This window comes from Kitasatospora sp. NPDC090091, assembly GCF_044747365.1.
Taxonomy (GTDB): Bacteria; Actinomycetota; Actinomycetes; order Streptomycetales; family Streptomycetaceae; genus Kitasatospora.
This window is the reverse complement of sequence record NZ_JBIVDY010000001.1, coordinates 98,059-110,953: the sequence shown is the minus strand read 5'-3', so window position 1 is coordinate 110,953 and position 12,895 is coordinate 98,059. Positions and strand designations below refer to the sequence as shown.

Annotated in this window: 17 protein-coding genes and 1 other RNA gene; 10 read left to right on the top strand and 8 right to left on the bottom strand. The window is 74.5% G+C overall.

All coding sequences use genetic code 11. From position 1 onward, the window contains the following. Nucleotides 1–37: 37 nt before the first annotated feature. Nucleotides 38–856: a site-2 protease family protein gene (locus ACIPSC_RS00530; protein WP_400821936.1), complete on the top strand. Its 819-nt coding sequence runs from the start codon at nucleotides 38–40 to the stop codon at nucleotides 854–856. Nucleotides 857–897: 41 nt separating this feature from the next. On the opposite strand, the gene ACIPSC_RS00525 is transcribed toward ACIPSC_RS00530, so the two are convergent. Both ACIPSC_RS00525 and npdG read right to left on the bottom strand, forming a co-directional pair. Continuing rightward, complete coding sequence (locus tag ACIPSC_RS00525; protein ID WP_400821934.1) at nucleotides 898–1,083, bottom strand: hypothetical protein; 186 nt, start codon at nucleotides 1,081–1,083, stop codon at nucleotides 898–900. Nucleotides 1,084–1,224: 141 nt separating this feature from the next. Continuing rightward, a complete protein-coding gene (gene npdG, locus ACIPSC_RS00520) occupies nucleotides 1,225–1,917 on the bottom strand; it encodes an NADPH-dependent F420 reductase (RefSeq protein ID WP_400821932.1) in 693 nt (230 codons plus the stop codon). A gap of 47 nt (nucleotides 1,918–1,964) precedes the next feature. On the opposite strand from npdG, the gene ACIPSC_RS00515 reads away from it, so the two are divergent. Both ACIPSC_RS00515 and ACIPSC_RS00510 read left to right on the top strand, forming a co-directional pair. After that, nucleotides 1,965–2,564 carry a hypothetical protein gene (locus ACIPSC_RS00515; RefSeq protein WP_400821930.1) on the top strand — a complete coding sequence of 200 codons (600 nt, stop codon included), beginning with the start codon at nucleotides 1,965–1,967 and terminating at the stop codon, nucleotides 2,562–2,564. Between the two features lie 98 nt (nucleotides 2,565–2,662). Then, on the top strand, nucleotides 2,663–3,337 hold the full coding sequence (locus ACIPSC_RS00510; RefSeq protein ID WP_400821928.1) for a GNAT family N-acetyltransferase: 675 nt from the start codon (nucleotides 2,663–2,665) through the stop codon (nucleotides 3,335–3,337). An 88-nt stretch (nucleotides 3,338–3,425) separates the two neighbouring features. On the opposite strand, the gene ACIPSC_RS00505 is transcribed toward ACIPSC_RS00510, so the two are convergent. Then, nucleotides 3,426–3,659, bottom strand: coding sequence for a hypothetical protein (locus ACIPSC_RS00505; RefSeq protein ID WP_313763458.1), 234 nt, complete (start codon nucleotides 3,657–3,659; stop codon nucleotides 3,426–3,428). Nucleotides 3,660–3,788: 129 nt separating this feature from the next. Here ACIPSC_RS00505 and map point away from each other — a divergent pair, with 129 nt between their 5' ends. After that, nucleotides 3,789–4,634: a type I methionyl aminopeptidase gene (gene map / locus ACIPSC_RS00500; protein ID WP_400821925.1), complete on the top strand. Its 846-nt coding sequence runs from the start codon at nucleotides 3,789–3,791 to the stop codon at nucleotides 4,632–4,634. Nucleotides 4,635–4,748: 114 nt separating this feature from the next. On the opposite strand, the gene ACIPSC_RS00495 is transcribed toward map, so the two are convergent. Continuing rightward, the gene (locus tag ACIPSC_RS00495) at nucleotides 4,749–5,450 is read right to left on the bottom strand and encodes a bifunctional DNA primase/polymerase (RefSeq protein WP_400821923.1); all 702 of its coding nucleotides are present in this window, start codon (nucleotides 5,448–5,450) and stop codon (nucleotides 4,749–4,751) included. Between the two features lie 444 nt (nucleotides 5,451–5,894). Between ACIPSC_RS00495 and ACIPSC_RS00490 the strand changes: the two genes are divergently transcribed. Next, nucleotides 5,895–6,125, top strand: a complete 231-nt coding sequence (locus ACIPSC_RS00490) for a hypothetical protein (protein WP_400821921.1) — start codon at nucleotides 5,895–5,897, stop codon at nucleotides 6,123–6,125. 29 nt (nucleotides 6,126–6,154) lie between these two features. Next, nucleotides 6,155–6,358, top strand: coding sequence for a hypothetical protein (locus tag ACIPSC_RS00485; RefSeq protein WP_400821920.1), 204 nt, complete (start codon nucleotides 6,155–6,157; stop codon nucleotides 6,356–6,358). Between the two features lie 83 nt (nucleotides 6,359–6,441). Here the strand turns inward: ACIPSC_RS00485 and ACIPSC_RS00480 are convergent, their stop codons facing one another. After that, nucleotides 6,442–7,104 carry a PadR family transcriptional regulator gene (locus tag ACIPSC_RS00480; RefSeq protein WP_400821919.1) on the bottom strand — a complete coding sequence of 221 codons (663 nt, stop codon included), beginning with the start codon at nucleotides 7,102–7,104 and terminating at the stop codon, nucleotides 6,442–6,444. A 228-nt stretch (nucleotides 7,105–7,332) separates the two neighbouring features. On the opposite strand from ACIPSC_RS00480, the gene ACIPSC_RS00475 reads away from it, so the two are divergent. Both ACIPSC_RS00475 and ACIPSC_RS00470 read left to right on the top strand, forming a co-directional pair. Then, on the top strand, nucleotides 7,333–7,731 hold the full coding sequence (locus ACIPSC_RS00475; RefSeq protein WP_400821918.1) for an ACT domain-containing protein: 399 nt from the start codon (nucleotides 7,333–7,335) through the stop codon (nucleotides 7,729–7,731). Nucleotides 7,732–7,929: 198 nt separating this feature from the next. Further along, on the top strand, nucleotides 7,930–8,187 hold the full coding sequence (locus tag ACIPSC_RS00470; protein ID WP_313763465.1) for a Prokaryotic metallothionein: 258 nt from the start codon (nucleotides 7,930–7,932) through the stop codon (nucleotides 8,185–8,187). 25 nt (nucleotides 8,188–8,212) lie between these two features. On the opposite strand, the gene rnpB is transcribed toward ACIPSC_RS00470, so the two are convergent. Both rnpB and ACIPSC_RS00460 read right to left on the bottom strand, forming a co-directional pair. Beyond that, nucleotides 8,213–8,609, bottom strand: an RNA gene (gene rnpB / locus ACIPSC_RS00465) — RNase P RNA component class A. A gap of 13 nt (nucleotides 8,610–8,622) precedes the next feature. Then, on the bottom strand, nucleotides 8,623–10,146 hold the full coding sequence (locus tag ACIPSC_RS00460) for a DHA2 family efflux MFS transporter permease subunit (RefSeq protein WP_400821916.1): 1,524 nt from the start codon (nucleotides 10,144–10,146) through the stop codon (nucleotides 8,623–8,625). A 176-nt stretch (nucleotides 10,147–10,322) separates the two neighbouring features. On the opposite strand from ACIPSC_RS00460, the gene ACIPSC_RS00455 reads away from it, so the two are divergent. Next, nucleotides 10,323–10,787, top strand: a complete 465-nt coding sequence (locus ACIPSC_RS00455; RefSeq protein WP_400821915.1) for a DUF3995 domain-containing protein — start codon at nucleotides 10,323–10,325, stop codon at nucleotides 10,785–10,787. Between the two features lie 44 nt (nucleotides 10,788–10,831). After that, on the top strand, nucleotides 10,832–11,617 hold the full coding sequence (gene yaaA / locus ACIPSC_RS00450; protein ID WP_400821914.1) for a peroxide stress protein YaaA: 786 nt from the start codon (nucleotides 10,832–10,834) through the stop codon (nucleotides 11,615–11,617). A gap of 101 nt (nucleotides 11,618–11,718) precedes the next feature. Here yaaA and ACIPSC_RS00445 read toward each other — a convergent pair whose 3' ends face one another. Further along, nucleotides 11,719–12,891: a bifunctional RNase H/acid phosphatase gene (locus ACIPSC_RS00445; protein ID WP_400821913.1), complete on the bottom strand. Its 1,173-nt coding sequence runs from the start codon at nucleotides 12,889–12,891 to the stop codon at nucleotides 11,719–11,721. Between the last annotated feature and the right edge of the window lie 4 nt (nucleotides 12,892–12,895).

The following is a 12,895-nucleotide window of genomic DNA, read 5'->3' as shown; positions in this document are numbered from 1 at the left end:
TCCCTGCCCTCTCCCCCAGACCCCGGAGCACCCACTCATGACCTTCGCCGCAACGCAGCGCTCGCGCAGCGAGGACCGCCGGATCAGTCCGGTGTTCTGGGTGCTCCTCGCGATACTGGGCACGTCCGGCTGGGCGGTCTACTCGGGGTACGGCAACGCCCGGTTCGGGGTCTTCCTGTTCGTGGTGGCCGGCTGGATGGTCTCGCTCTGCCTCCACGAGTATGCACACGCCCGCACCGCGCTGCACGGCGGCGACCTCACCGTCGGCGCCAAGGGCTACCTGACGCTCAACCCGCTCAAGTACGCCAACATCCTGCTCAGCTTCGTGCTGCCGATCGTCTTCGTGATCCTCGGCGGCATCGGCCTGCCCGGCGGCTCGGTCTGGATCGAGCGGCACCGGATCCAGGGGCGGCTCAAGCACAGCCTGATCTCGGCGGCCGGCCCGCTGGTGAACGTGGTCTGCGCGGCGCTGCTGCTGGTCCCGGTCGGCGCGGGCTGGCTGGACGACCCGGCCACCCCGGTCGAGTGGCACGGCATGCAGCTGCCGTACTCGCCGCTCGCCTGCGCCTTCGCCTTCCTCGGCCTGCTCCAGCTGAGCGCGGCGCTGCTGAACCTGCTGCCGGTGCCCGGCCTGGACGGCTACGGCATCGTCGAGCCGTGGCTGTCGTACCGGACCCGGCGGGCGGTCGAGCCGTTCGCGCCGTACGGGATGCTGGCGGTGTTCGCGCTGCTCTGGCAGCCCGAGGTGAACCGCTTCTTCTTCGACGCCGTGTACGGGCTGATGCACCTGTTCGGCGTGAGCGACGACAACTTCGCGGCCCTCGGCCACGACCTGTTCCGCTTCTGGCAGGACTAGGCACGGCCCTCGGGCCGGTCGGGCCGCCTGTCGAGCCGGGCTCAGCCCTGCTCGGCGGCGGCCTTCGCCAGTTTGGCGCGGCGCAGGTTCATCCAGACCACGTTGCTGGCGATACCGGCGAGCGGGAGCCAGACCAGCCCCCAGTAGTTGTCCTTCACCACGGAGACCACCGCGGCGGCCAGCGCGAGGACGACGACGATCGCGGCGAAGAGGGACGTGCGGGGCATGGTGGCTGGCTCCTAGCGCGGGCTGACGGTCGGCCCCCATTGTCGCCGACCTCACCTCCGGAACGGCTCCAGGGGTGAGGTCGGCGGACGGCGCGTCGCCGGTCCGGCCCGTCCCGGTGCCCGGCGCGGGCCGGACCGGTCTCAGACGTCGGTGATCCGCAGGCCCGCGTGGGCCTTGTAGCGGCGGTTGACCGAGATCAGGTTGGCCACCAGCGACTCCACCTGGTGGGCGTTGCGCAGCCGGCCCGCGAAGATCCCGCGCATCCCCGGGATCCGCCCGGCCAGTGCCTGCACCACGTCGGTGGCGGCGCGCTCCTCGCCCAGCACCATCACGTCGGTGTCGATCCGCTCGATCGACTCGTCCTGGAGCAGCACCGCCGAGAGGTGGTGGAAGGCGGCGGTGACGCGGGAGTCCGGCAGCAGCGCGGCGGCCTGCTGGGCGGCGCTGCCCTCCTCCGGCACCAGCGCGTACGCGCCCTGCTTGTCGAAGCCGAGCGGGTTGACGCAGTCCACCACGATCTTGCCGGCCAGCTCCTCGCGCAGGGCGGTGAGGGTGGCGGCGTGCCCCTCCCAGGGCACCGCGACGATCACGATGTCGCTCTCGCGCGCGGTGGTGGCGTTGTCGGCGCCGCGCACGCCGAGGCCGAGTTCGGCCGCCGAGGCCTCGGCGCGCGCCGCGTCGCGGGAGCCGATGATCACCTGCTGGCCCGCCTTGGCCAGCCGGAGGGCCAGCCCCCGTCCCTGGTCGCCGGTGCCGCCGAGGACGCCCACCACCAGCTGCGAGACGTCGGGCAGCTCGTGGGCCGGGTTTGTCGCTGAATCGAGGGAAGTCATGGGCCGATCCTGCCAAACCGCGGGTCGGCCACGACATTCTGTGGCCCATGGACGCGGTGAGAGTTTCGGCACTCCGTGAGCGGCTCGCCGGCACCGGCTGGCTGGAGGCGGCCGGCGGCTTCGCCGGATCGCTGCGCCACGCGGTCGACCGGCGGGGCTCCGCCGGGCTGCTGCTGGTCGGCACCGAGGCGTACGAGCCCTGGCACCTGGCCGCCCACCTCGCGGACGAGGCCGCCTGGTCGGACGTCCCCCGGCTGGCACCCACCCTGCTGCGGCACCGGGTGCCGGCCCGGGCCCCGGCCCACCTGGCGCACGACCTGCACCGGCTCGCCGCGGCGGGGCGCGGGTCGACGGTGCTGGTGGTGGCTCCGGCGGCGGCCGGGGAGCAGTTGCTGGAGCGGGTGCAGGACGCCCGGCACGGCGGGGCCACCGTGCTCGCCCTGGACGGCGCCGCCGGGCCGACCGAGCTGGCGGCCCTGGCGCACGAGCGGCTCGCGGTCGGCACCGCCGAGGAGGAGCCTTTCGACCTCGCCCAGCACCTGGTCGGCGCGGCCGCCGGGCACTCCCCGGCGCGCCGCTCGGCGCTCGCCCGGCTGGCCGACCTGGCCGGCCGGCTCACGGCGGGGCCGACCGTCGGCCGCTGGTAGCCGGGCAGCCACTTGGAAAGTAAGTGACACTCACCGGCTTGGGTTATTACACTGTTCCTCGGTCCGGGTGTCCGGGCCGTCCAACGGGAGGGGTGGCGGTGCTGGAGATCACGTCGGAGAACGTCGTCCGGAGCTGGGTCGACGGATGGATCGCCTCGCGGGCCGCCGCGCCGGCCGTCGTCGAGCCGTGGGGCTACACCGTCGACGTCGGCCTCGCCGGCCACGTGACGCGGCACGTGTTCGACGCCGTCGGCGGCGCCGTGCGGGAGGAGGACGTCCGCAAGGTCGCCGGCGCCGTCCGCGCCGGGGGAACGTGGCTCAAGATCTTCGCGGACCCGGCCGTCACCTCGCCCTGGCTCGGCCCGCAGTGGTGGATCGACGACGAGCCCGGCTACCTGATGACCGCCGCGCTCGCCCCGGCGCCCGCCCACCGGCTCACAGCCCCGGACGGCTACCGGATGCGCACCTGGTCCCGCGGCGGCGTGGTCCGCACCCTGGTCACCGCGGCGGACGGCGCGCTGGCGGCCCGCGGCCAGATCGCCCCGACCGGCGCCACCGCCGTCGTCGACCAGATCGAGACCGCGCCGGAGCACCGGCGCCGGGGCCTCGGCAGCCTGGTCGTCCGGGCGCTGGCCACGGCGGCGCACGAGCAGGGCGCCCGGACCGGCGTGCTGGCCGGCACCCCGGACGGGCACGCGCTCTACACCGCGCTCGGCTGGCGGGTGCTCGCCCCGCTGACCAGCGCCAAGTACCAGGGCGAGCAGTCCGGCTGACGGGCGCTCGGGGGCGGGGCCCGGCTGACGGGCGCTCGGGGGCGGGGCCCGTCGGACCGTCAGCTCCCCTTGGCGTGGGGCCGTACCGCTACTCGGTGCCGTCGTCCGCCGCCGGCCGGTCGCTCCAGCGCGGGTCGTTCTTCCACTCGCGGTTGCGCTCGTCGGCGATCTCCAGCGCGTGCGCGGCCTCCTCGCGGCTGGCGTACGGCCCGAGCCGGTCCTTGGCCGGGCACTCGGGGCCCTCCTCCACCTTGGCGTGCTTGATGCAGTAGAACCATTCGCCCGGCTTGCCGGTGGGCTTGCGGTGGAACCCGAGGGGCATGGCGGTCTCCCGTCCGTGAGGTGCGTCGCACCGACCGGCCGAACCGATCGGTCGTACCGATCATTCCCCGGAGCGGGGCCGCTCGCACACCACCGGGCGGGGCGGGACCCGGCGGATAGACTCGCGGCCATGGCTCTCGTACCCGGCACCCAGTCCCCCACCCGCAAGGTCCCCGCGCACATCGCTCGCCCCGAGTACGTCGGACGACCCGCGCCGGCGCCGTACACCGGGCCCGAGGTGCAGACCGCCGAGACCGTCGAGAAGATGCGGATCGCGGGCGGGATCGCCGCCCGGGCGATGGAGGAGGCCGCCAAGCTGATCGCGCCGGGCGTCACCACCGACGCCCTGGACGCCGTCGCCCACGAGTACATGTGCGACCACGGCGCCTACCCGTCCGACCTCGGCTACCGCGGCTTCCCGAAGTCGATCTGCACCTCGATCAACGAGGTGATCTGTCACGGCATCCCGGACTCGACCGTCCTCCAGGACGGCGACATCGTCAACATCGACGCCACCGCGTACATCCACGGGGTGCACGGCGACCTCAACGCCACCTACCTCTGCGGCGACGTGGACGAGGAGTCCGCGCTGCTGGTCGAGCGGACCCGCGAGGCGCTGAACCGGGCGATCAAGGCGGTCAAGCCCGGCCGCCAGATCAACGTGATCGGCCGCGTGATCGAGTCCTACGCCAAGCGCTTCGACTACGGCGTGGTGCGGGACTTCACCGGGCACGGCATCAACACGTCGTTCCACTCCGGCCTGATCGTCCCGCACTACGACAGCGAGCGGGCGACCGAGGTGATCAAGCCCGGGATGACCTTCACCATCGAGCCGATGCTGACCCTGGGCACCTACGACTACGAGATCTGGGCCGACGGCTGGACGGTCGTCACCAAGGACCGCAAGCGCACCGCCCAGTTCGAGCACACCCTCGTCGTCACGGCGGACGGCGCGGAGATCCTCACCCTGCCGTAGCCGACCGGCGGGCGGCGGTGGCCCGAAGACGAAGAGGCCCGGGCGGGAGCGCCCGGGCCTTCTCGTTCCAGTCCGTGGGTCCGTGCGTCCCTGCGTGCAGGACCTGGCGGACGGTCAGCCGATCAGCCACTGCTCCTCGGCCACCGCGCCCACCTCGGTGCAGGCGTCGGTGAGCACGTCCAGTACCCGTAGCGGGTCCGGCAGCGGCTGGTCGGGCCCGCGCAGCCAGCGGACCGCGGAGCCGTCCGGCAGCGCGGCCGGCGGCAGCAGGGTGTACGAGCCGCGGCAGTGCCAGCGCAGCCCGGGGTGCTCGGACATCGTGTCCGGGGTGGAGTCCAGGGCGCTCGGCCACCACTCGTCCTCGTCCACCGGGGTGCCCCGGGTGGCGGTGAAGAAGAGGTAGCGGTCCTCGCCGACGGCCGCGACCGGGCCCTCGACGCCCAGCGCGGTCAGCCGCTCCAGCGCCAGCCGGCCCGCCTCCGCGGGCACGTCCAGCACATCGTGAACGCGGCCGGTCGCGGTGACGAAGTTGGCCTGCGGGTCCCGGGAGAGCCAGCGGGCGACCTGCTCGGCGTCGGTGGTCGCCTGGGTCTGCCAGGCGAAGGAGACCGGGTGCTGGGCCGGCGCCGGACAGGCGACCCGGTCGCAGGAACACCTGTGGCCGGCCGGATGTGCGGCCGGTGCCAGCGGGAAGCCTGCGCGTACGGCGCCCAGCAGCTGATCCAGTCGGGCTGCGGGGCTGTCCGCGTCGGCCGACCGGGCCCGCTGACGATCACGCCTCTGCCACCAGGTCGTCCACCTGCCGCCGGCTTCCATCGGGCCCCTTCCGCGCATTGCCGTGCCTGGTGTGACACAGCATTCGACGTACCACTCCGACGCAACGCGCGGCGCCCCCCGCTGCTTCCCGGGGCGGTGCTCGGCCCTGCTGTCCGCGCCCTGCCGGCCGGAGCCGGGGTTGCCGGACGGCCGACGCCCGGGTCACGGTACGGAGTCGCGGCAGCACGCAGGCGGCGGCTCGGCGGCCCGACGGGCACACCGACGTGCGCCTCGCCCGGCCCGTACGGGGCCCGCTGACCCGGGTGAACCCCGAGGGCGTACAGGAAGGATAAGGGTGCGCGGGGCCTTCGGATGACCGGGGGCGGTGCCTCTCCGGTCACACTCCCGGCACGCCCGCGTCACAAGGCCTCCCCCGGACCGCACAGGGCCTCCCCGGACCGCCTCGCACGACCGTTCGCCCGGGCGGGGTGAGACCCTGGTGGGGTGAAGAGCACGGACACCGAATTCGTCGGCGGCCCCCTCGACGGCCGGATCATCCCGATCCCCCTGGGGCCGATGTACGGCGTGCCCAAGACCTACAAGGTGCCGGTCCCCGCGCACGGGGACACTCCCGCGCGCACACTGGTGTACGTCCGGGCCAAGCAGCTGGACGGCGTCCGCTGGTTCTGGCGCTACGAGTACGACGAGGCGGCCACCGCCCGCGCCTCCGGGTGACGGCCGCCGCTCCCCCCGGGAGGACGGCCATGGCGAGGACCGCACGCCACCAGCAGTCCAGGAACCGGTCCGCGGCGGCGGCGCACCGCAACCGGCAGGCGGCCGCCGTCACCGGCGCTCTGCTCGTGGTGGTCACCCTCTACAGCGCGGTGATCGGCCCGAACGGCTGGCTCTGGTTCGGCTGGGCGGTGCTGCTGCTCGCGTGCGCGGCGCTGTTCGCCGTCCGCGACTGAGCCGTGCGCGACCGAGCAGCCGCACCGTCCGCCGCCCGGCCGCTCTCACCCCCGGCCGGGTCCGGCAGGTCCCCCCTGGACCGTCACTCATCCTCGGCGAGGATCAGGTACAGCTTCTTGCGGGCCTCGTTCAGCACCGCCAGGCCCTTGGCGCGCTGCGCCTCCGTGCCCGTCGTCATGACCTGCCGGATCGCGTGGTCGACGGCGCCGAGCGCCTGACCGACCTCCTGCACGGCCTCCCAGTCGACCTCCCGGCCGGCCTCCGCCCACGGCTCCGCGGGGCCCGCGTCGGCCTCGGCCCGGCCCGCCTCGGTGAGCGAGACCAGCCGCTTGCCGCCGACCTCCTCGGCCGTGATCAGGCCCTCCTCCTCCAGCAGCTGGAGGTTGGGGTAGATCGAGCCGGGGCTCGGCCGCCAGGCCCCGCCCGTCCGCTCGGCGATCTCGGCGATCATCTCGTACCCGTGCATCGGCCGCTCCTTGAGCAGCGCCAGCAGCGAGGCGCGCACGTCGCCGCGCCGGGCCCGCCCACCGCGCCGGCCGCGCGGACCGTGGCCGCGCCCGCCGTGCCCGCGGAAGCCGGGACCGAACGGCCCGCCCATCGGGCGCCCCGGCCCGAACGGCGGCGGCCCGAAGGGGCCGAACGCCCCCCGGCCCTCGAAGCCCTCGCCGGGCATGCCCACGAACTCCGGACCCGGGCCGCGGCGTCGGCCGCGCGGGCCCTCCTCACGAAATCGTCCTGAGCGCATGGCGCTCACCTCCGTTGTGTCTCCGGTCGTCGACCGGCACCCGCCGGCCGACCTGTCGTCGATCGAGACTTCTTCGCGCGCCGGACAGTCGCCCGGACAGTCGCCCGGACAGTCGAGTAACTGTCTCGATAACTCGACGATATATCGGTGACTGTCGCTCGTCAACGGTTTCCGACACAGCCGCCCGACAACCCGGCGCACGGGCGGCCGGCCGCTACGGTGGCGGGCATGGCCGGTGAACGAGATCTAGCGACGCTGTTGCGCGGGATGCGCCCGCTGCTCAACCCGGGGCGGTACGTCTACTGCTCGCTCCCGGCGAAGGTGCCCGCCGGGATGCGGCCGGTGGTGACGGTCGCCGAGCCCGAGGGCGTGACGGTGGTGGTGGCGCAGGAGGAGGCCGACTCGCTCGGCCTGCGCTACGAGTACGTGGCCGCCTGGATCACCCTGCAGATCCATTCCGCACTGGAGGCTGTCGGCCTGACCGCCGCCGTGGCGGGCCGGCTGGCCGAGGTCGGGATCAGCTGCAACGTGGTGGCCGGCTTCCACCACGACCACCTGTTCGTCGCCGCCGAGGACGCCGAGCCGGCCGTCCGGGCGCTGGAGGAACTCTCGGCCTCGTCCGGCTGAGCCGCTCCCGGCCGGGCCGATTCGGGCCGTGCCGGTTCGGGCCGTGCCGATTCCGGGCGGGCCGATTCCGGGCGGGCGGGGGCGACGTCAGCCCGCGGGCGCGCTCCGAGTGGCCGGTCCCGGGGGCCGATCCGACACTGGGAAGGGCTGAGCGCCCACCCGGTCGGTCAGCCCCACACCGGAAGGGAGACGGCCACCATGGCCATCTGCGTCACCTGCGGCAACGACTACTGGCTCGCCTTCGAGATCAAGACGATCACCGGCGACACCTACACCTTCGACAGCTTCGAGTGCGCGATGGAGAAGCTGGCGCCCCGCTGCGAGCAGTGCCAGGTCCGGATCGTGGGCCACGGCGTGGAGGTGGCCGGCCGGTTCTTCTGCTGCGCCAACTGCGCCCGCGTCAACGGCGGCCTCGGCGACCAGATCCGCGACGCGGTCGGCGCACACCCGTCCTGACGGGCAGTCGGGGGGGGGAAGGGGGCGGAAGAGTCGGCCTGTACGCCGGGTTCTGTCTCCCGGGCTGCTTGCGCGGCCCGGGGAGGCGGCCATCCATCTAGGGCTGCCGTTGCCGACAGCCTCGTGCGGTCTACCCGCGGACTCGGGCGAGCAGCCCTCGGACATCCGCGCACGGCGCCCGAGGGCACCGATCTTGACCTTGCTCCAGGTGGGGTTTACCGAGCCGGCCGGGTCACCCCGGTCGCTGGTGGTCTCTTACACCACCGTTTCACCCTTACCCGCTGCCGAAGCGGCGGGCGGTCTGTTTTCTGTGGCACTGTCCCGCGGGTCACCCCGGGTGGGCGTTACCCACCACCCTGCTCTGTGGAGCCCGGACGTTCCTCGGCGGGTCTGGGACCCGTCGCGACCGCCCGGCCGGCTCTTCCGCCGTAGTGGTCATGGTAGCCGCTCGGGCGGCGCCTCCCGCACGCCGGGCCGGACGGCGGGCGGCTCACCGCCGAGCCGGGCGGCCACCCGGGCCGCGGTGCCGGTCGCCCAGGCGGTCGTGGTGACCAGGCCCAGGACGAGGATGGCGGCGCCGAGGCCCGTCACGATCCACCAGCCCGCGTGGCTGGCCGGGGCGAAGCCGGTGAGCACCGGGCCGATCACGGCCGAGGTGACCACGGTGCCGATCACCGCGACGCCCAGCGACTGGCCGACCTGCCGGCTGGTCGAGGCGACCGCCGCCGCCACGCCCGCCTGGGCGCGCGGCATGCCGGAGACGGCGGCGTTGGTGATCGGCGCGTTGACCATGCCGAAGCCCAACCCGAAGAGCGCGTAGGCGACCAGCAGCAGGGCCGCCGGGGAGTCCGCCGCGAGCCTGGTGAGCAGCAGGCCGCTCGCCGCGAGCCCCAGGCCGGCCGCGACCAGCGGGCCGCGCGGGCCCCGGCTGCCGACGATCCGGCCGGAGACCGGGGCGCAGACCAGCATCATCCCGGCCATCGGCAGCGTCCACAGGCCCGCCTCGACCGGGCTGTAGCGGCGGACGTCCTGAAGGTAGATGGTGTTGAGGAAGAGGAAGCCGCCGAGCGCGGCGAAGGCGCAGACCGCGGTCACGGTGGCGCCGGTGAACGGCGCGCTGCGAAAGAACCGCGGATCGACCAGCGGCTCGGCGACCCGCCGCTCCCAGAGCGGGAAGGCGACCAGCGCGGCCAGGGCGGCGGCGGCCAGGCCGATGATCAGCGGGGACGTCCAGCCGTGCTCCGGGCCCTCGATGATCGCGGCGGTGCCGCAACCCAGCAGAACGATCATCAGCAGCTGACCGACCGGGTCGAGCCGGCGGGCCCGGGGCGCGCGCGACTCGGGCACGTAACGGGCGGTCAGCAGGCAGGCGGCCAGGCCGACCGGGACGTTGATCAGGAAGATCGACGGCCAGCCGGCCCCGTCCACCAGGAACCCGCCGAGCAGCGGGCCGAGGGCCATCGAGATGCCCACCACGCCGCCCCAGACACCGATCGCCTGGGCCCGCTCGCGCGGTTCGGTGAAGGTGTTGGTGATGATCGACATCGCCACCGGGTTGAGCATCGAGCCGCCGACGGCCTGCACCGCGCGGAACACCACCAGCCACTCCAGGCTCGGCGCCATGCTGCAGAGCAGCGAGCCGAGCACGAAGAGCAGCAGGCCGGTCTGGAACACCCGGCGCCGCCCGAAGCGGTCGGCCACCGAGCCGAACAGCATCAGCAGCGAGGCCAGCACCAGGGTGTAGGCGTCGATGACCCACTGCAGACCGGAGGCCTGGGCGCCCAGGTCCTTCTGGATCTCCGGGAGCGCGATGTTCACCACGGTGTTGTCGAGGCCGACGATGAACAGGCTCAGGCAGCAGATCGCCAGGATCAGCAGCCTCCGGCGCCGGCCGGGGGCCGGAGCCGCGGAGGCGGGGGCGGGGGCGGCGGCGGACGCCGCGGAGGCGGGGGCGGACACGTTCCGATCCTGCCATGCGGGCCCTTCCGGGCCGGTGCCGAACCGACCGTCCGGGTGGCGAGGCCACTGCGGAGCGCCACCGGGTGTCCGGAGCGGCGGGGCTCGGCCGGGGCGCGGGGTGTAAGGAGTCGTAGCGTGAGGAGCCTGGTATCGGTACGGCGAAGGGGGCTGGGCGGATGGGTGCGGTGAAGGCGGCGGGGGCCGTGGTGGCCGGAGTACTGGCGGGGACGGGGGTGCTGCACACGGTCTGGGCGGTGTCCCCGTGGCCGCTGCGGACGCCGGAGGAGCTGGCGGACGCGGTGGTAGGCACGGGCGACGGGATGCCGCCGGCGGCGGCGTGCCTCGCGGTGGCCGGGGCGCTGGGGGCGGCCGCGTACCTGGTGGGGGCGGAGGCCGGGGTGCTCCCGGCGGCGGGGCCGGCGCGGGTGCGGCGGGCCGGGGTGTGGACCGTCTCGGCGGTGATGCTGGCACGCGGTGCGGGCGGGCTGCTGGTGTCCGGCCTCGGGTTGGGCGGGTCGTCGGCGCGGTTCCGGCGGCTCGACGTCCGCTACTACTCGCCGCTCTGCCTCGCCCTCGGCGCCGGGGCCGGGGCGGTGGCGGTGGCGGGCGCGAGTTACCGGGAGCGGGACGCGCTTGCGTAGGGTGGCGGGGATCGCGTCCGACACAAAATGTTGAGGAGTCCGCTGTGCTGGTGCTGTTGCCGCCCTCGGAGGGCAAGGCCGCGTCCGGGGACGGCGTGCCGGTCGCGCTGGACGGGCTCTCGCTGCCCGGGCTGACGGCGGCGCGGGCGCAGGTGCTGGAGACGCTGGTCGCCCTCTGCCGGGGCGACGAGGACACCGCCGCCGAGGTGCTCGGCCTGAGCCCCGGCCTGCGCGGCGAGATCGCCCGCAACGCGGGCCTGCCGACGGCCGGCGCGTTCCCCGCCGGCGAGGTGTACACCGGGGTGCTGTTCGACAACCTCGGCCTGGCCACCCTGGACGAGGCCGCGTTCGACCGGGCCGGGCGTTCGCTGCTGGTCTTCTCCGGGCTCTGGGGCGCGGTGCGGATCGGCGACCGGATTCCGCCGTACCGCTGCTCGATGGGCGTGAAACTCCCCGGCCTGGGGGCGCTCGGGGCGTTCTGGCGGGGCGCGATGGCGTCCGTGCTGCCGGAGGCGGCGGACGGGCTGGTGCTGGACCTGCGCAGCTCGGCCTACGCGGCGGCGTGGAAGCCCGCCGGCGAGCTGGTGTCCCGGACGGCGACCGTCCGGGTGCTGCAGGAGCGCGACGGCCGGCGCACGGTGGTGAGCCACTTCAACAAGGCGACCAAGGGCCGGCTGGTGCGCGACCTGCTGGTGGCCGGCGCCGAGCCGAAGACGCCGGGCGAGCTGGTGGACGCACTGCTGGAGCTGGGCCACCGGGTGGAGGTCGTGGCCGAGGGCACGGCCCGCAAGCCGTGGCAGCTGGACGTGGTGGTCACCGAGGTGCACTGACCGGCCCGGACGGCAGCACGCGACGAACGGCAGCGCACGACGAACGGCCGCGCACGGTGGCAGGTGGCGGGCGGGCCCCGGCCCGGAGCCCGCCGCCGTGGTCAGCGCAGGTGCCCGGTGTCGTTGAGCAGCCGCACGGAGGCGTTGCCGTCCGCGTAGTACTGGACGGCGCAGAGCGAGGCGGCCGACAGCTCCATCCGGTACATCGAGTCCGGCGGGGCGCCGAGCGCCAGCCGGACCAGCGTCTTGATCGGGCTGACGTGCGAGACCACCAGCACGGTCTTGCCGGGGTAGCGGGCGAGGATCTTGTCGCGGGCGACCCCGGCCCGGTGGGTGAGGGTGGTGAAGCTCTCCGAGCTACCGGTCGGCTTGGCCTTCGGCGAGGCGAGCCAGGCGTTGAGGTCGTCCGGGTGGCGCTCCTGCACCTCGGCGAAGGTCAGCCCCTCCCAGGCGCCGAAGTCGACCTCGCGCAGCCCGTCCTCGTAGCGGACCTCCAGGCCGAGGCGCGCCGCGACGGTCTCCGCGGTCTCCCGGGTGCGGCGCATCGGGGAGCTGACCACGGCCTGGACGGAGCCGGCCGCGGCCAGCGCCGCGGCGGCGCGCTCGGCCTGCCAGCGGCCCTTCTCGGAGAGCGCGGGGTCGCTGCCGCCGCTGCCGGAGAACCGCTTCTCCGGGGTCAGCGGGGTCTCGCCGTGCCGGAGCAGGACGAAGGTGGTCGGCGTGCCGAGGTCCGCGGGGCCGGCCCAGCCGGCCTTCGGGACGGCCTTCTCCAGCGGGGGCTCCACGGGCTGCGCCGCCGAGCCGGCGCCCCGCGGCGCGGCCGTCGCCCCGGCGAGCGGACGGGGCTCCCACGCGCGGCCGGCCTTGCCCGCGTCCATCGCCTCGTTGGCGAGCCGGTCGGCGTCCTTGTTCCGCTCGCGCGGGATCCAGGTGTACTCGACCTGGCCGCGCGGCAGGACGGTGCGCGCCTCGGCGGCGAGCGGCTGCATGTCCGGGTGCTTGATCTTCCAGCGCCCGGACATCTGCTCCACCACCAGCTTGGAGTCCATCCGGACGTCCACCGAGGCGTCCGGGTCGATCTCCCGGGCCGCCTTCAGGCCGGCGATCAGGCCCTTGTACTCGGCCACGTTGTTGGTGGCGTGGCCGATGAACTCCGCGGCCTGGGCGATGATCTGGCCGGTGTCGCCGTCCCGGACCACCGCGCCGTAACCGGCCGGCCCCGGGTTGCCCCGGGAGCCGCCGTCGGCCTCGACGATGAGCCTGCGCCCGGCCACGGGA

Excerpts from the sequence above, each read along its gene's own strand:
- ACIPSC_RS00455 (WP_400821915.1), top strand. The coding sequence starts at position 10,323 with ATGGGTGCGGTGAAGGCGGCGGGGGCCGTGGTGGCCGGAGTACTGGCG.
- ACIPSC_RS00525 (WP_400821934.1), bottom strand. The coding sequence starts at position 1,083 with ATGCCCCGCACGTCCCTCTTCGCCGCGATCGTCGTCGTCCTCGCGCTG.
- ACIPSC_RS00470 (WP_313763465.1), top strand. The coding sequence starts at position 7,930 with ATGGCCATCTGCGTCACCTGCGGCAACGACTACTGGCTCGCCTTCGAG.
- ACIPSC_RS00485 (WP_400821920.1), top strand. The coding sequence starts at position 6,155 with ATGGCGAGGACCGCACGCCACCAGCAGTCCAGGAACCGGTCCGCGGCG.
- npdG (WP_400821932.1), bottom strand. The coding sequence starts at position 1,917 with ATGACTTCCCTCGATTCAGCGACAAACCCGGCCCACGAGCTGCCCGAC.
- ACIPSC_RS00475 (WP_400821918.1), top strand. The coding sequence starts at position 7,333 with ATGGCCGGTGAACGAGATCTAGCGACGCTGTTGCGCGGGATGCGCCCG.
- ACIPSC_RS00505 (WP_313763458.1), bottom strand. The coding sequence starts at position 3,659 with ATGCCCCTCGGGTTCCACCGCAAGCCCACCGGCAAGCCGGGCGAATGG.
- ACIPSC_RS00495 (WP_400821923.1), bottom strand. The coding sequence starts at position 5,450 with ATGGAAGCCGGCGGCAGGTGGACGACCTGGTGGCAGAGGCGTGATCGT.
- ACIPSC_RS00530 (WP_400821936.1), top strand. The coding sequence starts at position 38 with ATGACCTTCGCCGCAACGCAGCGCTCGCGCAGCGAGGACCGCCGGATC.
- ACIPSC_RS00515 (WP_400821930.1), top strand. The coding sequence starts at position 1,965 with ATGGACGCGGTGAGAGTTTCGGCACTCCGTGAGCGGCTCGCCGGCACC.
- map (WP_400821925.1), top strand. The coding sequence starts at position 3,789 with ATGGCTCTCGTACCCGGCACCCAGTCCCCCACCCGCAAGGTCCCCGCG.
- ACIPSC_RS00480 (WP_400821919.1), bottom strand. The coding sequence starts at position 7,104 with ATGCGCTCAGGACGATTTCGTGAGGAGGGCCCGCGCGGCCGACGCCGC.